Raw genomic sequence first — 19,657 nt, forward strand, 5'->3', positions numbered from 1 at the left:
GTAGCCTGTCCACGGGATCATCCCCGCTCGCGCGGGTCGACGATGGCTGCCGCCAGGTCCGCTGGCCTGAGTAGGATCATCCCCGCTCGCGCGGGTCGACTATGCGTTGTCGCTACCGGCCCGGTCTAGCGCCGGATCATCCCCGCTCGCGCGGGTCGACCGGTCGTCCTAACGCTCGCCGCCGGGGAGGAGGGGATCATCCCCGCTCGCGCGGGTCGACCGTCAGTGACCACCCTGGCGTTCGACCCGTCCAGGATCATCCCCGCTCGCGCGGGTCGACCGGCTTGACGTGTAGGGCATGGTCATGCCATAGGGATCATCCCCGCTCGCGCGGGGTCGACACCGGCGCTCCCAGTAATACACGTCCCCATCGAGGATCATCCCCGCTCGCGCGGGGTCGACTGTTGTTGTTGTTGTTGTTCGCGCTTTGCCGGATCATCCCCGCTCGCGCGGGGTCGACTGCGCGCCCGACACTCCTTGCGCGCATCACATCGGATCATCCCCGCTCGCGCGGGGTCGACCCCGGCCTACCTAGTGGCTCTACTCTGTGGAAGGGATCATCCCCGCTCGCGCGGGGTCGACTCGTTGTCGTTGTTGTTGTCGTCGTCGTTGTTGGGATCATCCCCGCTCGCGCGGGGTCGACAGCACTTGATTGACGCCTTGGAGAGGCACGTGCGGATCATCCCCGCTCGCGCGGGTCGACTGGCGCTCCGCAGTCGTGACTTCTTCCCAGCTGGGATCATCCCCGCTCGCGCGGGGTCGACTCGTCGTCGTTGTTGTTGTCGTCGTCGTTGTTGGGATCATCCCCGCTCGCGCGGGGTCGACCGTGCCCTACCCGCTTACGGCCTACCCAATGGGGGATCATCCCCGCTCGCGCGGGGTCGACACTTGTAGATCCTTGGAATCCCAACGGCGCGACAGCAGACTCTACACCGGATTCCTTTACTGCTGACCTAGCGCCCGCTCCGCCGAGTTGCGGAAGCGACGCCGTCGAGCAGCAATCGACCATGATTCCTTAGCGGGCTTCACGGCACCGGGAATTGGCGTCGTTCCCTCAATCTGCCGGTATGGGGTACGCATCACTATGCAGCCCTCGATATCGACAGGGTCGCGGTCGTGGCCGAGCGAAGCGATTTCGAAGTGCTGCTCAGAGCGAGTGGACCAGATGAGCAAGGCGCGCCCATCACCAATGTACGCCCTGACGAGCTCCCACAGCTGTTCGCGCACCCGGGCAGACAGATGCCCGACGAATACGCCTGGAGTCACCTCTAGCAGCCAGCGCGTCATGGCGCCCCGCAGAGACGCGGGTGAGGCCGAAAGAATCAGCACTACCATCCGCCCGCATCCTCTTCCGAGTAGTTCGCCCCTCCGGCGACTACGCGTCGCTGGTAGTCCCATAAAGACACCACGTTGACGCTCAGGTCGTCCTGCTCCTCGGCGCCAAGCAGGCTACAGATGTCCTTGACGGCGCGCTCGATAACTTGCAACTCGAACACCTTGTCCCGTACTCGGCGCCTAGTGGTACCTGTCAGGTCCTCCATGCCCTCTGCGACTACGTCGAAAGCCATTGGAATTGTAGTTTCCGCCTTGTAGAGATCGGCGACGTCGTACACGAAAGAACGCTCGTGCCCGGTATGTACAAAGCCCAAGCCGGGCGAACATCCCAGCGAAACAATGACTCCGTGCACTACCCCGTAAAGTGCTGCATGGGCGGCGGAAAGCGCTTGGTTGATCGGATCTGACGCCTCGAAGTCGTCGGGCCGGTAGTCGCGGCGGGTCCACGGAACGCCGGTCCTGCGTGAGTTCTCCCGGTATATTTCGCGCACGCGGGCGCCCTCTCGACCTCGCAGCTGCTGCATGGTGAGGCCGCTGACATCCTCGCCGTGGAAGCGCATGCAGTACATTTCGCGGGCTACCCGCAGACGCTTTTGTGGCGAGGAGACTCGGGCCGCCTGTTCCTCCAGCAAGCGGGTTGAAGTGGCCAGCGAGCGTCCATGTGCGTAGTAGCGCACGCCCCGTTCTCCCACCCAGACGGCGGTCGTTCCGCACTCGCCCAGCAGACACATGGCCTGGTGGCTCACCGAGGTTCCGGGGCCCAAAAGCACCGCGATCAGCGAGGCTGCCGGGACCCGGACAGTGCCCTGGTCGTTGCGTGCAGTAAGCGCTCCGTCCTCGCGGTGCACCACACAATGCTCCACATAGAGGAACGTCATGCGATCCTGCACACGCGGGAGCGCCGTCACGGGAACCGGCAGCATTCGGCCCATGGGCTAGCCCCGCTTCACTCTGGCTAGAGTCATGAGGCCACACCCATATGCCTTTGAGCGCCCGATACCTGCCACTAACGCGTGACGGAGCTTGTCCGGATCCGTCACGTGCAGAACGCCTTCATAGACGGTCCGGTTGATCGTGACTCGGTCGCGCACTTCGGTGTCAGGTCGTTGGCGGTTGAAGACTGGGCGTTCTCGGCGGACGACGACGACAGAGCGCGTCGCTTCGGCATCGTCCGCCGCTTCGGTGGGAACGACCTCGAAGCCGTATTCGAGGGTGCGGCTTATCAACCACTGGCGTTGCTGCTCGACGGTGACGTGGCCGTACCGCTTTCCGCGTTTGCCGGGCCCCTGCGCGACCGAACGTGAGGGATTGGCGGCCAGCCGGAACGCCCACAGTTGGCCGGTGTCCAGCTGATTCAGGAACGGCGAGTAGTCGAGAGACCGGGCCTGCGAATCGTGAACGCCGACGTCGGAAACGATCTGTGTACAGTCGGGTTCCGAGGGGGTGAGCAAGTAGAGAGAGGTACTTGCTCCGGGATCCACTCGCCACAGGACTCTGCCTACGCCGTCCCCAGTGTCTTCTCCCGCCGCCTTCATGACGACGGCGTGCATTACCTGCGGCGAGCCCAGGTACTTGCGAGCAAGGCGCCGGGACGGATCGAGGTCAATCTTCGTTAGGAACACTGCGCGGCCTCCTCCACATCGGCCATCGGATCGTGGGTATCCGCGGATGAAGACGGCTCATCCGCGGGCGCGGTCACCTGTACTTCCAGCCGCTCTACTTGGCGGAACCCGTACTCGCGACGGCGCGGATCGAAGGACATCGGAACATCACGACTTCCACGGAGAGCGCCCGTGTGCGCATCGTCGGGCACGGCATCCCGGTCCAGGAGCAACTCGGCGTTGAAAGCCGAGTCCCGACGACGGCGACGGAACCACGGTGAGGCCAACCATGGTTCCTCCTTGAGCGCATCATAGAGCGGCGCGTCGCGCAGCCCGAGTGACACTGGCTGCGTCGGCGGGCACGAGCGTCTGCCCAGGTACAGGGGGAAGACGGGGTGCTTGACCGCCTCGTCTAGCCCCTGAAGGAGTGCATAGTCTCCCTCGATCCCGGCCAGGAATACGGCGTCTGTGAGGTAGTAGCGCTCCGACAGTGGCATGGAGTCCTTGCCGTCGAGCGATCGGGCGGTGTGAAAGTCGCGAATCACGGTGCCGGGCTGGTCCTTGCGGACGCCGAAGCGGAGCTTCAGCAGATCCTCGATCGGATCCGTCCGCCGTCGTCCTACCGCGGAGGCGAGCATGCCGATCACTCCGCTCTTGGTGGGGGCAAGTTCCGTGGCGCGAACGGTGAACCGTGACTTCACCCCCCACGCCTGCATCGGGCCCGCAAGTCGTAGCAGGAGAACAGCCATCAGGCCTGCTCCTCATTGGCCACGCGTGCCGCCACAGTCTCCCGCAGGCGGCCGGACAGATCCGCGAAGGAGACCCGCTCACCCAAGGACGCAACGGCGTCGGAGTCCTTCAGGGAGACGACGAAGCTCGCTAGGGGGCGTAGGCCGTAGGTGTTTTCCACCGCGCGCGCGTGCTCCGCCAGCGCCTCGATAGAGCGACCAAGGTAGCCGTGAATCTCGTCGGTGCGTACGGGCTGCTCGAACGCACCCACCAGCGAGACCGGCTGGTCATCCCGCACGGAGACGACGATCGCCTCGGGCACGGTCCGGTTGGCGAAGGTGTTCTGCTTTCCGGTGGGCATGGATAGGCAGAAACCCTTTACGAATACTTCGAGTGCGCGCAGCGCGGCATCGGTGTTGCCCAGGTTCTCGGCGAGTAGGTCGCAGTTGACGGTGGCGTAGCGGTACATCGTTGCCGAGGAGAACTCGACCGTCCCCATCATGCCCGCGCCGGCGTCCTCCTCTTCGGTGCGCGACTTCGCGTCGTCGACGGCGGTGAAGAAGTCATATTCGTTCTCGGCGGCGTGGGTGGAGATCGCGTGCGCTACCTGGCAGGCGGCGTCGACGTTTAGGTCGGTGTCATCCGCGACCATGCGGCCAAACAAGGAAACGTCGACGGCGTGGGCCTCCTTGAAGATCTTCTTGACCTCCTTGGCATCAACCTTCTCGCCGCTCCGAGCGGCAGCTATGGCGAGTCCGGCCAATCGCGCGACCTGACTCGTTGAGAGGAACAGGAGGTAACCGGATTCCTGCGGAGCGTCTTTCTTACCGCGGGGAGGGGAGAGCTTGATCTTGGCTGCTTTGAATACCTCCTCGGCCAGTGTGGGGGCGGAGTCGGCGAGGTCGGTGGCCTCATCCGCGATCTTGTTTGCCAGCAGTTCGACGACACGCTTGGTGCGAATGCCGACATCAGAGGCGTCCAGGAGCTCGTTGAAGTACAGGCGTGTGGCCCGCTTCCACGACTGGCTGGATACCCGCAGGCGGCGTACCCCGCCGTAGAAGGCGGATTTGGGGGAGCCGGAGTCATCGCGGTTGACGCAGGACGGCGGCAGGTTCTGGATGATGTGGAGGTCGACGTAGGTGTTCATTTCAGTTCTCCGGGGTTGAAGGGGCGGGTAGGAAGTCGGTGGAAGCGAAGGTCGCTGGCTCGGATGCCGAGGCGGTCTAATCGGTGGCAGAGATCCGTCCGTATTGGCGGGACCACCGCAGCCGGACATCCTTGGTACCTCCTGGACGTTGGAAATCAACTAAGTCATCGGCGAGCATGGCGTGATCCAAGGGGATGCGTCGGGCGCGCAACTGCGAAATGAAACTTCGCAGATGATGGCGTAGCTCATTGACGGTTGTGGAAGTAACCAGGGCGTTGAACCGTGCACGCGCGGAAGGGTTCTCCTGGTCGCGCGGACCGATTAAATCCCGGGCTGCTTGGCCAAGGCCGACTCCGGGCTGGAACATGCCCTCGTTCCGCGACTGTTGGTGCACGGCATACAGGGTCATGGCCGTGTGCACGGCGAACTCTTCCCGGGTCGGAGTGTCTCCGGCCCCGGAAACGACGGGTACGGCGGTCAACGACCAGACCTCGGGAAGATCCCCGGGAGCTCGACTTGCTGCCTTGCGCAGGGCAGCAACGTCGGCGCGCCCCTGAGACTCATTGCGCAGGTAGCGGGCCTGGAGGCCATTCTTCCCGCCCAGGCGCCTATCCACGAGTTGCCCGGCATCCTTTAGCCTGCGTCTCGGGTTTTGCGGCGGTGCTGTGCTTTGGGGCTCTGTGGGAGCGTCGGAATCTGGCTGCGTCATGCAACTGTCCTCTCTTCTTCATTGTTGGGCGCATCTTCGCTATTGGGCGGAGAGATGATCTTGTTGAGCGCTGCACGGAAGAAGACCAGCGCACGGCTGACGTCCATGCGTCCCGTTCCCTCGCCCCGACCGGCGAAGGCCGTGTACGGTGCTGCGGAAGCGAGTGCGTCCTGCTGCCGCCAGGCCTCGGACCGCAGGAGAGCCTGCCATTGCTCGCGCCCCTTCGCCGGGGCGATCTCTGCCAGGGAAGCGAGCCAGCGGGGGAACTCCTCATCAATCACCTGGTAGAAGGCGCTGCTGGCACGATCACGAGCCGCCGACGCCGTATCCGGCTGCCGCCACTGGCGCGGTCTAGATTTGCGGCGAGGTTGCGCAGCGCACCGGCCACCTGCTCGGTCTGCTCCATGGCGTCCCGGACCACGGCGACCAGGCGCGTTTCTTCGGGGTCGAGCAGCTTTGCCGGCAGCACCAGGGTGTCATCGACCAGTTCGGAGACCACGGCTTCTTGCGCGCCATACTCGATGCCGGTGGCGTGCAATGGTATGAGACCCGATTTTGGAACCATCTCGTCCCGCATGAGGCGCTGGTAGAAGCCGACCACACCGGGCGGCATAAACCTGGTCACGTCTCCTGCACCCTTGACCGTCAGTGAGGGACTTAGCTGCGCGATCAGTGAGGACAAGCCTCGCCAGAAGGCCCGGTCCGTCGGCAACTTACGCGGCATGTAGACGGGTGCTTTGCGTTTCTTGGTCTGCGGGTCGGAGAAGCGCCACGCTGTCATGGGTTCAACGGAGAACCGATTTTGTGGGGTGGCTTTGTCCCCATTCCCAAGAAACAGTCCGGTCACCGAGTCATCGTCGCCGTGCAGCAGGACGCGTCGCGTCTGCCACGTGTAGCAGGAGACCGGGCCGGTCGGTTCCAGCGTCAGCGAACCCGCCGGGCTATCGGGGTCTTTCTCCCACGGGGCGAGGTCTAACTCCGGATCAACATCGCGTAGTCCGGGTACCTCTTCGCAGACCACGGTGTTGAGCAGCAGCGTGCGCTCCAGGTTGTCGCCAGTCACAGCTACGGCGCCGATCTGTCCGGTCCACCCCGGACCGATCGGGTAGCCCTTGCCGTTCTTAACCTGCGGATCGCCGACGGCGCCGGAGCGAATCCCTGCAGGGTCGTATGCGTGGACGTGGACCAGCCACCTCGCGGCTTCCGCCCAGCCGATGGAGTCCAGGCCCTCGGCGATGCGAGTGGTGAAGAAGGGATTGCCGTTGGGCACGTCCACAATCAAGGATTCCAGCCCTGAGACCTTGCCCGAAGCCGAGTGAATCCCGGCCACTTGAAAGAATGGCTGCTCGGGGTCGCGTAGGTCGAATCGGTCCCGGAAGCGCTCGAGATAGACGGCTGCGTCTGTTCCGAGCCTGCCTGGCTCTTCCCAGTATTCCTCCCACGTGTCCAGATCCTCGGGGCCGCCCATGGCGCGGTGGCAGATGGCCAGGAGCAGACGCAGAATCGCCATGTCCTGACTGGCGATCTCGCCGTGGATGCCCTCTATACTCGCCGCGTTGTAAAAAAGGGCGAGGAGAGAGACCTCATCGGGTGCGCCGTCGAGTCGGGTCACCCTGATCCAGGGCTCGTCGAGAAGATTGAAGCTTGCTGTCATGCGTTACGAACCTCCTTTAGTCCGGTGGTGGATGAGTATTCGAGGGTGGTTCCGGCCAGCTGTGCCCGGCCATCCTCAAGGAGGAGGAAGAGCTGCCCCCGGAGCTGTGAGTCAGCCTGCCACGCGGGTACGACACGAACTTCAAGCTCATCAATTGCCTGGTCCATCTTGTCGCCCCTGGTGACGCCTGCCGACAGCCGTACGGCAGACATCGCCATGGCCCGTACAACGTCACGGCTGGGAACCTGGTCCGTCGGAATCAAAGCCCCCGGAGCCCCCGGCGCGTGCGCCAGCGTCCGCAGCTCCTCTTGCCCGCCTTCGCGATAAAGCTCAAGCAGAATGACTTCCAGCGAGTCCTCGCCATCGCGGACTTGTGCGCGCCCGGTTTCCTCGCTGTCCGACGCCGTAGTCTGAAGCCAGTCGATTAGTGAAGCGGACTTGCCACTGCGCTCGGGTTCTTCCAGTAGGAACGCCCTCGCAGCGTTTTGCTTGTTTTGGAGTTCTTGCGCGTAGGCGTCGCGCGCTTGCGTAAGCGCGTCCTGCCACGCTGACGGCACGTTGGCGCCATCTCCATATACAGCCTCGATCAGACCATGGACGTCGTCGGGTACCGTCACGACCCCGCTGCCGTCGACGACGCTGTGTAAGGCGGCGGCGCTGAGCAGCATGTCATGCTCCCCATAGATCGCCTCGGCGCCGCCTTCAAGCGAAGGCTTGCTAGTACCCGTCGTCGGTAGCCAATCTATGTAGCAGGTGGGCGTAGCAAGCCGGGGCGGACGCGGGCGCGTGTGGCGGTGCAGTCGGCCCATACGCTGAAGTACCAGGTCGACGGGAGCAAGGTCGGTGACGAGCAGGTCGAAATCGACGTCGAGCGACTGCTCCACCACTTGCGTGGCGACGACGATGGCCCGGTGCGGGCGTTCGGGTTGGCTGCGCGGCGGACCAAACCGATGAAGTAAGTCGGCGTCCTTGGCAAGGCGATCACCGATGGTGAAGCGGGCATGGTTAAGGGTGACGTCTTCGCCGAAGTGCTCGCGCAGTGCCTCATAGGTCTCCTGAGCGCGCCCGACGGTGTTGCGGACGATTAGGGCGCAGCCGCCGTCGGCGAGCTTGTCCTCCAGCAGCGGCAGCAGGCTGTCTTTGGCGAGTTGTTGGATCTGGACGATAGAGCGGCGCCCCGCGGAGGTGACTCGGATGACCTCGGTTGAATCGCGACCGGCCGCAACCAGGCACGGGAAGGGCGTACCGATCGTCTCGGGGTCGGAATGCTTACGGGGTTTTTGTCCGTTGGACAGCTGCAGGCCGCGACGGTACGCATCAACCATCGATGTGCAGCGTTCTTCCGAAAGTGTCGCGGAGAGCAGCACCACCGGCACGCCGTAGGCGGCCAGCCAGGTCAGCGCCCGGTCAAGGTAGGCGTTCATGTAGGTCGAGTAGGAGTGCACCTCATCCACCACAACTACCTTGCGGGACAGGCCCAGGTGGCGCATCGCCAGATGTGGCGAGCGCATTGCAACAAATAGCAGATGGTCCACGGTGGTGACGACGAAGTCCGACAGCATTGACTTCTTCCGTCCACTGAACCACGCCATGATGGCCACGTCAGCCGCGCGCCGCCCCGCTGCGTCGAGTGATTCCTTCGTGCTTGCTTCCAGTTCGTCCCAACCGATACCCGTTGGGCGCGGGCCTTCCGCTTGTTCGCCGCCGAGAGACCCGAACAACCGATCCCGCAGTTGGTATCCGCGGCGTCGTAGTTCCCGGGCCTCCTCATTCAGGCGGGCGCGACCGTGAATCAACTGCACAGCGAAGTCCGAGGGAGCGCCTTCGTCGGCGTACGCCTGTTCAATGGCCTCCAGCCAGTCCAGCTCGCGGGAGAACATGGCGTCAGTAGTTGCCTGGGTCGGCAGAGCGAAGAGGATACCCGAGCGTCCGGTGCGCGCGGCAAGCACCTCGGCGGCCATGAGCGCCGACTCGGTCTTGCCTCCACCGGTGGAGTCTTCAACGACCAGGATTCCGGGGAGTTCCATGGTGCGGGCGGTATCGAGCGCATGCGCCTGAATGTCGGTGGCGCGCGCGCCGTCGGGCAGCTTGAACCGCTGCGTCAGTAGCGAGTCGCATCGATGCCGGTATCGCGTGGGTGCCACGGCGAGGGGATCTCCAACAGCGACAGGCCCCTTTTGATGCGGGCAGCATGGGCGTGGGGTGTGAGCAGGGTGGTGCCGTCGTCGTCCAGGGGAAGCAGTGGGAAATAGTCTTCGGTTGAGGCGATCCAGTCGGCCACGATGACCAGGCCGGACAGTTCAACGAGGAACGGTTGGGACCACTTGTGGCGGCTCCAAGCGCCTAGTAGGGGAGCGGCACCGGTCGTGGCGGTTACGAGGTCTAGCAGCTCACGGCGAGCGGTCTCCCAGGCTCATCGCCTAGCAGATGGTCACGTCCTGCGGTTTCAGTGGTGAGGTTGGCCGTGGTGGGTGGAATGCGTGATGGGCTCCGACGACGGAGGCGAGGGCTGTGCAACCACCCCGGGTACCGGCGCACTCCGTGCGGAGCCAGCGCTGGAGGACGATGTGTCCAGCCAATCCGTGTGGCATCTTGCGGCGGTCATCGGTGTCGAGCGGCTCGTGCTTAAGGCCAGCTTCTCGCATCCGATCGTCGAGGTGCGGGACCTTGCTGGAGAACGCCGGCGAACACTTGCCTATGTCGTGGACTCCGGCGATCCAGGACGCCAGCAGACAGAACTCGTCGACGGGGGAAAGGTCGGAATTGGATCCGGCGAACTCGCGCTCAATGAGATCCTGGACGGTCGGCGCCAGCCAGATGCGCGCCAGGTGCTCGGCCACGGCCGCACTATCCAGTAGGTGCAGCCATAGAGGAAGCCATACGCGGCTGTCGGGGTCGTATCCGGACTTCGCCCACACGGACCGGGTGGGAGCTGAGAGCGTCATCCGGGACCTCCTTTGAATGGGGACGGGCAGAGTATTGCACGGGTCACATCAGGCTTCCTGTTGTATGTGGGCTGCCGCTAACGTGTGTTGGGGCCTTGTTGGAGTGTGTAGTGGTCAATCTGGGTGGGTAGGCCGTTTGTGATCGGAGTGTGGGGTCGGATAGCCTGGGGGGCGTAAGTGGAGGCCGCCGCTTACGCCCCATCCAGTCGCGCTGCCCCTCTACAAGAGGACGAGGATGATGCTGATGTTCGTCAGTAGTGCTGCTGCGAACTGCAGCAGCGCGGTCGTCAGCTCAATCTTGTCCACTGGAATCACCTCCGTAACTCGCACCGTGGGGCGGAGGTCGAGATTCATCAAAGATGTATTAGAACGCTGATGCACCTCGATCTCGATGGTTGAAAGCTAGTCGGTCCTGCGTGGTTGCGCAAGCAAAAACGTGCACCCTGCGCGGCGGGGATGAGCCGATGTAATAGCTCGCGGACGCGTTCACCTCGCGCAAGCGGGGATGCCGAGGTGTGCTGCGCGATCGACTGGTCTGCTGACTACAGTTGATCGTGCAGCACACCCGCATGCGTCCACCTGGCCCCGCCGCGTCGTCGGCGCTAGCATGGGGCCGTCGTCGTGACTGGCGAAAAGGTGGTCACCACCGGGGAGCGACGGCACGTCACGGGTCCGCTCGCACCCCCGCGGTGACCCGGGACGCAGCAACGGAGAACCTGGTCGCCCGCCTGGGCCGAGGTCGACGCCAACGCGTGGCCCGCGCCGCGCACACATCAGGAGAACCATGACCGACTCCGCGGCCACCGCCCGCACCGCCCTCAACAACCAGCCCCTGGCCGACCTCGACCCCGAGATCGCCGCCGTCCTCGACGACGAGCTTGCCCGCCAGCGCGGCACCCTGGAAATGATCGCCTCGGAGAACTTCGTGCCGCGCGCCGTCCTCCAGGCACAGGGATCCGTCCTGACCAACAAGTATGCCGAGGGCTACCCCGGGCGCCGCTACTACGGCGGCTGCGAGGTCGTCGACGTCGCCGAGTCCCTGGCCATCGAGCGCGCCAAGGCCGTCTTTGGCGCCGAGTGGGCCAACGTCCAGCCGCATTCCGGCGCCCAGGCCAACGCCGCCGTCCTGCACGCCCTGGCCGACGGCGGCGACACCATCCTCGGCCTGTCGCTCGCCCACGGCGGTCACCTCACGCACGGCATGAAGATCAACTTCTCCGGCAAGAACTACCACGCCACCGCCTACGGCGTGGACGAGACCACCCACCGCATCGAGATGGAGCAGGTGCGTGAGGCCGCCCTGCGCGAGCGCCCCCGCGTCATCATCGCCGGCTGGTCCGCCTACCCCCGCCACCTCGACTTCGAGGCCTTCCGCTCCATCGCCGACGAGGTCGGCGCCGCCCTGTGGACCGACATGGCCCACTTCGCCGGCCTGGTTGCCGCGGGCCTGCATCCCTCCCCGCTGCCGTGGTCCGACGTCGTGTCCACCACCGTCCACAAGACCCTCGGCGGCCCCCGTTCCGGCATGCTGCTGACCAACCGCGCCGACCAGTGGGGCAAGAAGCTCAACTCCGCAGTTTTCCCCGGACAGCAGGGCGGACCGCTCATGCACGTGATCGCCGCCAAGGCCGTCGCCATGAAGATCGCAGGCACCGACGAGTTCAAGGACCGCCAGGCCCGCACCGTCGAGGGCGCCGCGATCCTCGCCCAGCGCCTACTGGCCGACGACGTCGCCGCCGCCGGCATCAAGCTGGTCACCGGCGGCACCGACGTCCACCTGGTGCTCGTGGACCTGCGCGACTCCGCCCTCGACGGCCAGCAGGCCGAGGACCTGCTCCACGACGCGGGCATCACCGTCAACCGCAACGCCGTCCCCTTCGATCCGCGCCCGCCGCGCGTCACCTCCGGCCTGCGCATCGGCACCCCGGCCCTGGCCACCCGCGGCTTTGGCCCCACCGAGTTCACCGAGGTCGCCGACATCATCGCCACCGCCCTGGTGGCCGGGGCCGCCGGCAAGGCCGACGAGGAGCTGCTGGCCGGCCTGCGCGGCCGCGTGCGCACGCTCACCGATGCCTTCCCGCTCTACCCGGGGCTGGCCCAGTGAGGGCCCCCTGGGACGGCGCCGCTCGCGTCCTGGACGGCAAGGCCACCGCGGCGGCGCTCAAGGCCGAACTGGCCGAGCGCGTGACCGCGCTGCGCGAGCGCGGCATCACCCCGGGCCTGGGGACGGTGCTGGTCGGCGAGGATCCCGGCAGCGTCAAGTACGTGGCCGGTAAGCACGCCGACTGCGCCGAGGTCGGCATCGAATCCATCCGCGTGGATCTGCCCGCCACGGCCACGCAGGCCGAGATCGAGGCGGCGATCGACCGCCTCAACGCCGACCCCGCCTGCACCGGCTACATCGTCCAGCTGCCGCTGCCCGCCGGTATCGACACCAACGCCATCCTGGAGCGCGTCGACCCCGACAAGGACGCCGACGGCCTACACCCCACGAACCTCGGCCGCCTGGTGCTGCGCGGCACGGGTCCGATCACCTCGCCGTTGCCGTGTACGCCGCGCGCCTGCATCGAGCTGATCACCCGTCACGGCATCGACCTGGCCGGCAAGAACGTGTGCGTCATCGGCCGCGGCGTCACCGTGGGGCGCTCCATCGGCCTGCTGCTGATGCGCAAGGACGTCAACGCCACCGTCGACGTTTGCCACACCGGCACCCGGGACCTGGCCGAGCACGTGCGCCGCGCCGACGTCGTCATAGCCGCTGCCGGTTCGGCCGGCATCGTCACGGCCGACATGGTTGCCCCCGGAGCCGTGGTCCTGGACGTGGGTGTATCCCGAGTGGTCAATCCCGAGACCGGCAAGGGCCGCATCATGGGCGACGTCGCCGACGGCGTCGACCAGGTTGCCGCCTGGCTGTCCCCGAACCCCGGGGGCGTCGGCCCGATGACGCGCGCCCTGCTGCTGGCCAACGTCGTCGAGATCGCCGAGCGCAACGCCGTCGGCTGATACGCGCTGCGCCCGGGATGAGCGGTTCGGGGCCGCGTCACCCGGCTGTGGCTCCCGCTGCGATACGTCTCGAATGAGCGATGACGCGCTTCACGGGGCTATCTGGCTGACGGTTCGTACCTTTGCTTCGACGCTTCGTACTTTGGCATGACGGTTCGTACCCGTAGGTGCCGAACCGTCGTAAGAAGGTACGATCCGCCGATCAGAAGGTACGAACCGTCAGAGTTAGTGCCGAACCGCAGCCTGGCTGCGTGATCCGGGAATACCGCTGGCGTACGGCGTACCGGCCCACCGCCGTCCACAGGTGTGGTTGGTGCGCCACTCGTTCGCAAATATGTGAACGGTCAGATGTGGCACGGCGTTGACATCCTCCATGCTGTAGTCATGACCGTTCACGTTTCCGCGGTGCTCCCAGCCGTCGTATCCACTACCGGATGCCTTGGCGCCGTTCCTGAAACTGCGGTACCGATCATGCGTGGACAGGTTCTCCTGCCGCAGGTCTCTGTCGGGCACTGGGCCCAAAAACGTGAAGTGACCCTGGCCAGGGCCGTTGCTGCGCTGCATGCGGGCACAGGTACGATCGCCATTGCATACGAGGCCGCGGTACTCATTCATGGGGGATCACTGCGCAGATTCGAGCCTGATATTGATGTCGTGCTGTCGTATAGGCCACGTATGACCACCACCGCTCTTCCGCGGGTGATCTATGGTGGAACACTTGCGAGGCGGGTCCCCAGGGGCGAGCGTATCCCGTTAGAACGTGCGGAACGGTTGGGACGACAGGTGCAACTGCGCCGTCATTACCGCGAAGACCTCCATGATCACGACATTATCACCATCAACGGTGTGCCGGTAACTTCGCTTGCCCGTACACTGACTGATTGTCTGCTTGACCTACCGCCCGCAGACGCGTTGGTGGCAGGTGACTCGCTGCTGAGAGTCCACTGCCGCCCGGACCGTTGGCGCAGTCGAGACACCAACGCGCTGTGGCGAGAACTGATTGCTGATGTCGAAGAGAGACTCAGTTCATACCGGCACCGTAACGGGCGAGTACGCGCACAGAGTCTGCTCAAGCTGTTGTCTCCCTGGGCGGAGTCGCCGGGTGAGAGTGAGCTGCGCAGGATTCTCCTGGCGGCAGGCTTTCCGCTGCCAGACCTTCAGCACCGGGTAGTCGCTGAGAACAACGAGTACTTCCTGGATCTGGCCTGGCCGGACATCATGCTCGACGTTGAGTTTGATGGCGCCTGAAGTATGCGGGAGATAATGTGGTATTCCAGGAGGGAATCCGCCAGGACCGGCTCAAGCGTATTGGCTGGAGGGTCGTGCGCTTCAAGACACCGGCACTGCGCGAACCTGACAGCATTGTCCGCCAGGTGCTTGATGCCTCTCCGCAGGGAAGAATGTGGGTGTTGCAGCCGCGGGCCTGGATGAACACGATGAGCCCGTTGCCCTGAATCGCACCTGTGCGGTGAGGGCGGTACGCCTCGGCGAGATTGCTTTGCGCGACGTCAGCAAGGCGATCGGCGGGCCCGGATTCTTATCGGTGCCTGTTTGGAGGTGTTGGCCGCGCCATAAGTCGACGGTCAGCATCCGCGCGAGTCTGACGGTTCGTACCTTTGCTTCGACGCTTCGTACTTTGGCGTGACGGTTCGTACCCGTAGGTGCCGAACCGTCGTAAGAAGGTACGAGCCGCCGATCAGAAGGTACGAACCGTCGGCGTTAGTGCCGAACCGTAGCCTGGGTGATTAGTGACGAATCGCCTCAGAGGTCGTAGTCGACGACGACCGGGGCGTGATCCGACCAGCGCTCGGCGTAGCTGGGTGCTCGATCCACGGTGAAGGCGCGGGCCCGCTCGGCCAGCCTCGGTGTGGCCACCTGGTAGTCGATGCGCCAGCCGGCGTCGTTGTCGAAGGCCTTACCGCGTTGCGACCACCAGGTGTATGGGCCCTGCGCGTCGGGCGCGAGACTGCGGGCCACGTCCACCCAGCCGGCGCCGAACCAGCGCTCCAGGTAGGCGATCTCCTCATCCAGCACGCCCGCGGACTTGTTGTGGTTGGGGCGCCAGTTCTTGATGTCCCGCTCCGAGCGCACGATGTTCAGATCCCCGGCCATGAGCACATCCGATCCACCGGCAGCTGCGCGCGCCAGCAGCGACGCCATGCGCGCGTCCACCAGATCCAGGTGGGCGTACTTCTGGTCCATCTTGATTGTTCCGACCTGACCGGAGTGGAAGTAGGCGGACACGACCGTCAGCGGGGTTTGCCCCCCGGCTTCGTCAGTGGACGTCAGATCCACTTCCAACCAGCGGCCGGAGTCCACATCCGGCTCCTCACTGCCCGGAGCGCTGACGCCGCGACGCACCGCGCCCACGGTCACCGTAGCCCCCTGACGCACCGCCACGGCGACGCCGGCCCTGCCCTTGACACGGCACGGCCAGATCACCGACTCATACCCGGGCAGCAGTGCGGCCGCCGTGGGCTCATCGGCCCGCACCTCCTGTAACAGCAGTACATCTGGGGCACTGGACTCCAGCCAGGAATCCATATGCTTGCGGGCTGCGGCCCGGATGCCGTTGACGTTGATGGTGGCTACGCGCATAACGCCCGAGTGTACGTGTGCGCTGGCTCGGTCACGAGTTCCAATCGGGGGAGCCGGTGAGCGGGTTCGGCCGTCGTATCGACCGACCTCGGCACGTAACGTCTACCTACCTCGGCGGGGCACCGCGATGCTGGCTGGCACTGTAAGGCGGCGAGCTTTCCTGCGACAATGAGCATATGTCGCGCAGCTTCTTCGACGTCTTTCGCCGTCCGGCGAGCAAGCCCGCCGACGCCGCAGACCAGGGCGCCTCCGCCCGCTCCGGGGACGACGCGGCCGGCGTCGCCCCCGACGCCGAGCGCCGGCGCACGATTCACGCCGTAGTCTCTGGGCGCGTGCAAGGAGTCGGCTTTCGCTGGTCCTGCATGGAGGAGGGGGAGCGGCTCGGACTAGTCGGGGAGGTGCGCAACCTGGACGACGGCGACGTGGAGGTATTCGCCCAGGGGCCGGCCGACGCCGTCGCCCGCATGATCGCCTGGCTGTACCACGGCCCCCGCTGGGCGAGCGTCGCCTCCGTGCACGTCACCGATCTGCGCCCCGGCAGCCTGCGCCACCGCGCCTTCGTCATGGGCAACTGACGGCTGGTTATTAGTAGCGGATCGCGTCGATCGGCTTGATGCGCACCGCCACCACCGCGGGGATGATGCCGGACAGAGCGCCCACCCCGGTTGCGGCGATCAACCCGATCAGGCGGCGGACATGGGGAACGGCGGGCGGGTCTCCACCGCTATCCCCAGCAGCGAGTCCAGTGGCGCCACCCGCATGCCCACGATCGCAATGCCGATGCCGATGATTCCGGCGACCACGGTAGCCACTACCGACTCCAGCATGATGGAGAAGAAGATGCGCCGACTGGTCGCCCCGAAGGCACGGCGCACTCCGATCTCGTGAATGCGCTGGCGCACCGTCACCATGGAGATGTTGATCAGGCTCAGTGCACCGAGGATCATGACGAACACGCCCGCGATGGTCACGGTCGTGGTGAACCCGCCGGTGTCCAGGCCCTGCATGCCGTCGGTGTTCGACCAGGCTTGGGTCGAGCCTGCCCCGAACTGGGCGTCCAGGTCGTGCGTGGCCAGGCGGATCAGCTCCTGCTCTTGTTCCTCACCGGCCCAGATCTCCAGCGACGGCGCCGGCAGTGCGGCCCGCTCCTCGCTGCCCAACCACTGCTCGTAGGGTCCGGTCAGTGCGAAAGCGCTGATCGTCTGGTAGCAGTAGTCGGCGGCATCGACGTCGTTCTCACACCAGGTTAGGTCATCAGGCTTGAGCACTCCGACGATGGTGAAGGTTGTCTGCGCGGGGGAGTAGGCGCGCACGGTCAACGGCCCGTCCAGGGTGGTGTAGCCCAGTTCTTCTAGGAAGCCCTGCGAGACCACCAGCGACGGCGAGAGGTCGTCTGCGTCCTCGGCCGAGAACCAGCGGCCCTGCGCCACCGCCGTGTGGTGCAGGGTGCCGTAGCCGAGGCTGACGACGGTCGTCTCCACGCTGCGGGATCCGCCCGGGAAGGCGATGCGCAGGCTCTGCAGGTAGTTGGTGGCCCAACTGTTGGCGCTGTAGCGGTCGACCAGCTTCATCTCCGCCTTGGTGATGCGCTCGGTGACCTTAGAGTCTCCGTCCGTGCTCTCCGTCTCCGACTCCTCGGCCCAGGCCATGCCGTAGTTGTCGGTTTGGTAGTCGCCGGTTACGCCGCGGCCGGTGGGGCTGACTTCAATGCTCACGGTGCCGGGCCGACCCGCATAGGTGGCGATCTCCTGGTCGATGATCGCGCTGGTCACCTCGCCCAGGGCGATTACGAAGGTCATGGCGGCCACGGCCGCGCCCACACCCACCAGGGAGAGCATGACCCGCAGCTTGCCGATGCGAAGTTGCGCCCACGCCTCCACCAGGGCCCCGAAGAATCCAGTAAGGACGCCCGTCATGACGCTGCCTCCTGCGGCACGGTGTGCCGTTCCTGGGACTCCTCCGGGCCGCCGCTGTCGGCCGCCGTGGCCTCGGTGATTTCCTCGGTGAACTCGTCCAGGCCTCCGGTGCGCTCGTGTCGCACGATGATTGGGGTGAGCACGCCGTGGTCGAGCCGGTACTGCCTCTGGGCGCGGCCGGCCACCGCCAGGTCATGGGTGATGACGATGAGCGCGGCACCGGTCTCCTGGCACTGGCGTTCCAGCAGCCCCATGACCAGGGCGCCGGTGTCGACGTCGAGTGCGCCGGTGGGCTCGTCGGCCAGGATCACCCTCGGGCAGCGGGCCATGGCGCGGGCGATGGCGACGCGCTGCTGCTCGCCGCCGGACAGCCGGCCGATGGGGAAGCCGAGCTTGTCCTCCAGACCGACGGAGGCCAACAGTTCCTCGGCGCGGCGAGTGCGGGTCCAGAAGGCGGTACCGGTGTCGTATAGGAGCGGCGCGGCCACATTCTCCGTGGTGGACAATCCCTCAATCAGGTTGAAGGACTGGAACACGAAGCTGAAGGTCTGCCCCCGCAGGTGGGCGCGCCTGGCCTCGCTCAGTCGGCGCGTGTCCCGCCCGTCCACGGCATAGGTGCCCGCGGTGGGCTGGTCGATCATGCCGATCAGGTTCAGCAGCGTGGACTTGCCGGTGCCGGAGCGGCCGACTACGGCCACGTGCTCGCCGGCGGAAACGTCCAGGTCGACGTTGGTGAGGATCTTTAGGGGCGGGGAGTCGGGCACCTCAAAGGTGCGGGCAATGCCCCGCATGCTCAGCAGCGGGCTCACAGTAACTCCTCGCCGTTCTCGTCGTAGCACACCGAGCCGTCCGGCTCACAGGTGTTCGGCTCGCCGGTGCGCACCGTGTCCTTGTTGGGCACAAACAGCAGGATCTCGTCCCCCTCGGCGAGGCCGTCGGTGACCTGGATGTTCTCGCCGTCGGTGATGCCAGGGTGACCTCGCGCTTCTCGGCGGCGTCGGGGTCCTCCGGATCGGTGACCACCCAGACGTTCCCCGTGGTGACGGAGCCCTCCACGGCGGTGACGGGCACGATCAGCGCGTCGGTGGCCGAACCGGCGTCCACGCCAATGGTCACCGACAGTCCCGGGAAGACCTGTTGGTCGGAGGGCACCGCGCAGCGCACCTCCACGGTGGTGCCGTCACCGGTGGTGGTGGTGACCTCGCCGGTCTCGGAAGTGGTGGTGGAAGTGGTCTCCCGAGTACCGATCGTCAGCCCGGTGCACTCGAAGGGCGCCGGCCCGCCGTCCACGGTCAGGGTCGCCGACGACGGCGCATTGGTCAGCCGGTACTGCTGGTCTACGGTGATGGTTCCCTTGGCGGAGTAGGTGCCGGGGGAGACGGTGGCCACCACCATGCCGACGCTGGTCTCCTGGTCCTTGATCACATTGAAGGAGACCACGCCGGCGGCGGGCGCATACACGGTCGCCCAGGTGACCTTGTCCTCCACGGGCGTCTCCACCGGGTTGCCGTCCTCATCGGTGCCGATGATCGGCTCCTGCGGCTCAACCTGCTTGAGGTAGATCAGCGGCTCCCCCTGGGTGACGGTGGCGCCCTTGCTGACGGCGAAGGAGTCTACGACGCCGTTCAGGGTCGCCTGCGCCTCCACGGCCGCGTCCTCCACGATCTGCCCGCTGACGTCCACGGTGTTGGCGATGTCCCCGGTGTTCACGATCGTGGTTTGCGTGGTGACGTCTATGCCGGGGGAGATGTTCGCGGTGGTGCCCGAGTCCGAGTCGGGGAAGAAGGCGATCTTCACCAGGGCCACCGCGATCACAATGCCGATCAGTAGCTTGATGGTGGGCAGGACATAGCGCTTCACGGCGCACCTCCGGTCGGCTGTCAATGCCGGGAACGGCGGCTCGGGGCCGTCGGGTGGGGGACGGACTACGGCGGCGATTGCCGCAGCTCTAACAGACACCACGAGGCTACGTTGCGGCAGGCGCCGAGGTGCTCATCCGCAGGTAGGAAAACACCCTGGT

Annotated in this window: 20 protein-coding genes and 1 pseudogene; 5 read left to right on the plus strand and 16 right to left on the minus strand. The window is 65.6% G+C overall.

What is annotated here, in order from left to right:
- Positions 1-942: 942 nt before the first annotated feature.
- From cas2e to BW737_RS17915, 12 genes and pseudogenes are all read right to left on the minus strand, one after another.
- Positions 943-1,335, minus strand: coding sequence for a type I-E CRISPR-associated endoribonuclease Cas2e (gene cas2e / locus BW737_RS05990; RefSeq protein ID WP_086615663.1), 393 nt, complete (start codon positions 1,333-1,335; stop codon positions 943-945).
- On the minus strand, positions 1,329-2,267 hold the full coding sequence (gene cas1e, locus BW737_RS05995) for a type I-E CRISPR-associated endonuclease Cas1e (RefSeq protein WP_086615664.1): 939 nt from the start codon (positions 2,265-2,267) through the stop codon (positions 1,329-1,331). Before cas1e ends, cas2e begins: the two co-directional genes overlap by 7 nt.
- A gap of 3 nt (positions 2,268-2,270) precedes the next feature.
- A complete protein-coding gene (gene cas6e / locus BW737_RS06000; protein ID WP_086615665.1) occupies positions 2,271-2,957 on the minus strand; it encodes a type I-E CRISPR-associated protein Cas6/Cse3/CasE in 687 nt (228 codons plus the stop codon).
- Complete coding sequence (gene cas5e / locus BW737_RS06005; RefSeq protein WP_086615666.1) at positions 2,948-3,685, minus strand: type I-E CRISPR-associated protein Cas5/CasD; 738 nt, start codon at positions 3,683-3,685, stop codon at positions 2,948-2,950. Before cas5e ends, cas6e begins: the two co-directional genes overlap by 10 nt.
- Positions 3,685-4,812 (minus strand): type I-E CRISPR-associated protein Cas7/Cse4/CasC, encoded by a 1,128-nt coding sequence (gene cas7e / locus BW737_RS06010; RefSeq protein WP_086615667.1) that lies wholly within the window; start codon positions 4,810-4,812, stop codon positions 3,685-3,687. The genes cas5e and cas7e overlap by 1 nt, the downstream gene beginning before the upstream one ends.
- Positions 4,813-4,888: 76 nt before the next feature.
- On the minus strand, positions 4,889-5,428 hold the full coding sequence (gene casB, locus BW737_RS06015) for a type I-E CRISPR-associated protein Cse2/CasB (RefSeq protein WP_257210533.1): 540 nt from the start codon (positions 5,426-5,428) through the stop codon (positions 4,889-4,891).
- Positions 5,429-5,517: 89 nt separating this feature from the next.
- A complete protein-coding gene (locus BW737_RS17900) occupies positions 5,518-5,802 on the minus strand; it encodes a hypothetical protein (protein WP_257210534.1) in 285 nt (94 codons plus the stop codon).
- Positions 5,799-7,175, minus strand: a complete 1,377-nt coding sequence (casA, locus tag BW737_RS06020; RefSeq protein WP_257210535.1) for a type I-E CRISPR-associated protein Cse1/CasA — start codon at positions 7,173-7,175, stop codon at positions 5,799-5,801. Before casA ends, BW737_RS17900 begins: the two co-directional genes overlap by 4 nt.
- Positions 7,172-9,319 carry a CRISPR-associated helicase Cas3' gene (cas3, locus tag BW737_RS06025; protein ID WP_257210536.1) on the minus strand — a complete coding sequence of 716 codons (2,148 nt, stop codon included), beginning with the start codon at positions 9,317-9,319 and terminating at the stop codon, positions 7,172-7,174. Before cas3 ends, casA begins: the two co-directional genes overlap by 4 nt.
- The gene (locus BW737_RS17905) at positions 9,277-9,456 is read right to left on the minus strand and encodes a hypothetical protein (protein WP_257210537.1); all 180 of its coding nucleotides are present in this window, start codon (positions 9,454-9,456) and stop codon (positions 9,277-9,279) included. The genes cas3 and BW737_RS17905 overlap by 43 nt, the downstream gene beginning before the upstream one ends.
- Positions 9,457-9,480: 24 nt before the next feature.
- Positions 9,481-9,564 (minus strand): annotated as a pseudogene (locus BW737_RS17910) (hypothetical protein); the annotation flags it as partial.
- A 31-nt stretch (positions 9,565-9,595) separates the two neighbouring features.
- Positions 9,596-10,120: a CRISPR-associated endonuclease Cas3'' gene (locus tag BW737_RS17915; RefSeq protein WP_257210538.1), complete on the minus strand. Its 525-nt coding sequence runs from the start codon at positions 10,118-10,120 to the stop codon at positions 9,596-9,598.
- 784 nt (positions 10,121-10,904) lie between these two features.
- Here BW737_RS17915 and glyA point away from each other — a divergent pair.
- The 4 genes from glyA (at position 10,905) to BW737_RS06050 (ending at position 14,577) form a co-directional block, all read left to right on the plus strand.
- A complete protein-coding gene (gene glyA / locus BW737_RS06030) occupies positions 10,905-12,224 on the plus strand; it encodes a serine hydroxymethyltransferase (protein ID WP_086615669.1) in 1,320 nt (439 codons plus the stop codon).
- Positions 12,221-13,123: a bifunctional methylenetetrahydrofolate dehydrogenase/methenyltetrahydrofolate cyclohydrolase gene (locus BW737_RS06035; RefSeq protein ID WP_086615670.1), complete on the plus strand. Its 903-nt coding sequence runs from the start codon at positions 12,221-12,223 to the stop codon at positions 13,121-13,123. Before glyA ends, BW737_RS06035 begins: the two co-directional genes overlap by 4 nt.
- 384 nt (positions 13,124-13,507) lie before the next feature.
- Positions 13,508-14,371, plus strand: coding sequence for a hypothetical protein (locus BW737_RS15645; RefSeq protein WP_143233303.1), 864 nt, complete (start codon positions 13,508-13,510; stop codon positions 14,369-14,371).
- A gap of 17 nt (positions 14,372-14,388) precedes the next feature.
- The gene (locus tag BW737_RS06050) at positions 14,389-14,577 is read left to right on the plus strand and encodes a hypothetical protein (protein WP_086615673.1); all 189 of its coding nucleotides are present in this window, start codon (positions 14,389-14,391) and stop codon (positions 14,575-14,577) included.
- 307 nt (positions 14,578-14,884) lie between these two features.
- Here BW737_RS06050 and BW737_RS06055 read toward each other — a convergent pair whose 3' ends face one another.
- The gene (locus BW737_RS06055) at positions 14,885-15,721 is read right to left on the minus strand and encodes an exodeoxyribonuclease III (RefSeq protein ID WP_086615674.1); all 837 of its coding nucleotides are present in this window, start codon (positions 15,719-15,721) and stop codon (positions 14,885-14,887) included.
- A 176-nt stretch (positions 15,722-15,897) separates the two neighbouring features.
- Here BW737_RS06055 and BW737_RS06060 point away from each other — a divergent pair, with 176 nt between their 5' ends.
- Complete coding sequence (locus BW737_RS06060; protein WP_086615675.1) at positions 15,898-16,296, plus strand: acylphosphatase; 399 nt, start codon at positions 15,898-15,900, stop codon at positions 16,294-16,296.
- A 108-nt stretch (positions 16,297-16,404) separates the two neighbouring features.
- Here the strand turns inward: BW737_RS06060 and BW737_RS06065 are convergent, their stop codons facing one another.
- Genes BW737_RS06065 through BW737_RS06075 form a run of 3 tightly spaced genes read right to left on the minus strand, consistent with a single transcriptional unit; the run spans position 16,405 to position 19,497 of the window.
- Positions 16,405-17,637 (minus strand): ABC transporter permease, encoded by a 1,233-nt coding sequence (locus BW737_RS06065; protein ID WP_257210539.1) that lies wholly within the window; start codon positions 17,635-17,637, stop codon positions 16,405-16,407.
- Positions 17,634-18,446 carry an ABC transporter ATP-binding protein gene (locus BW737_RS06070; protein ID WP_180272091.1) on the minus strand — a complete coding sequence of 271 codons (813 nt, stop codon included), beginning with the start codon at positions 18,444-18,446 and terminating at the stop codon, positions 17,634-17,636. Before BW737_RS06070 ends, BW737_RS06065 begins: the two co-directional genes overlap by 4 nt.
- Positions 18,403-19,497: an efflux RND transporter periplasmic adaptor subunit gene (locus BW737_RS06075; protein ID WP_257210540.1), complete on the minus strand. Its 1,095-nt coding sequence runs from the start codon at positions 19,495-19,497 to the stop codon at positions 18,403-18,405. Before BW737_RS06075 ends, BW737_RS06070 begins: the two co-directional genes overlap by 44 nt.
- Positions 19,498-19,657 lie beyond the last annotated feature (160 nt).

The sequence above is a fragment of the Actinomyces ruminis genome, from assembly GCF_002154335.2.
GTDB classification, from domain to species: domain Bacteria; phylum Actinomycetota; class Actinomycetes; order Actinomycetales; family Actinomycetaceae; genus Actinomyces; species Actinomyces ruminis.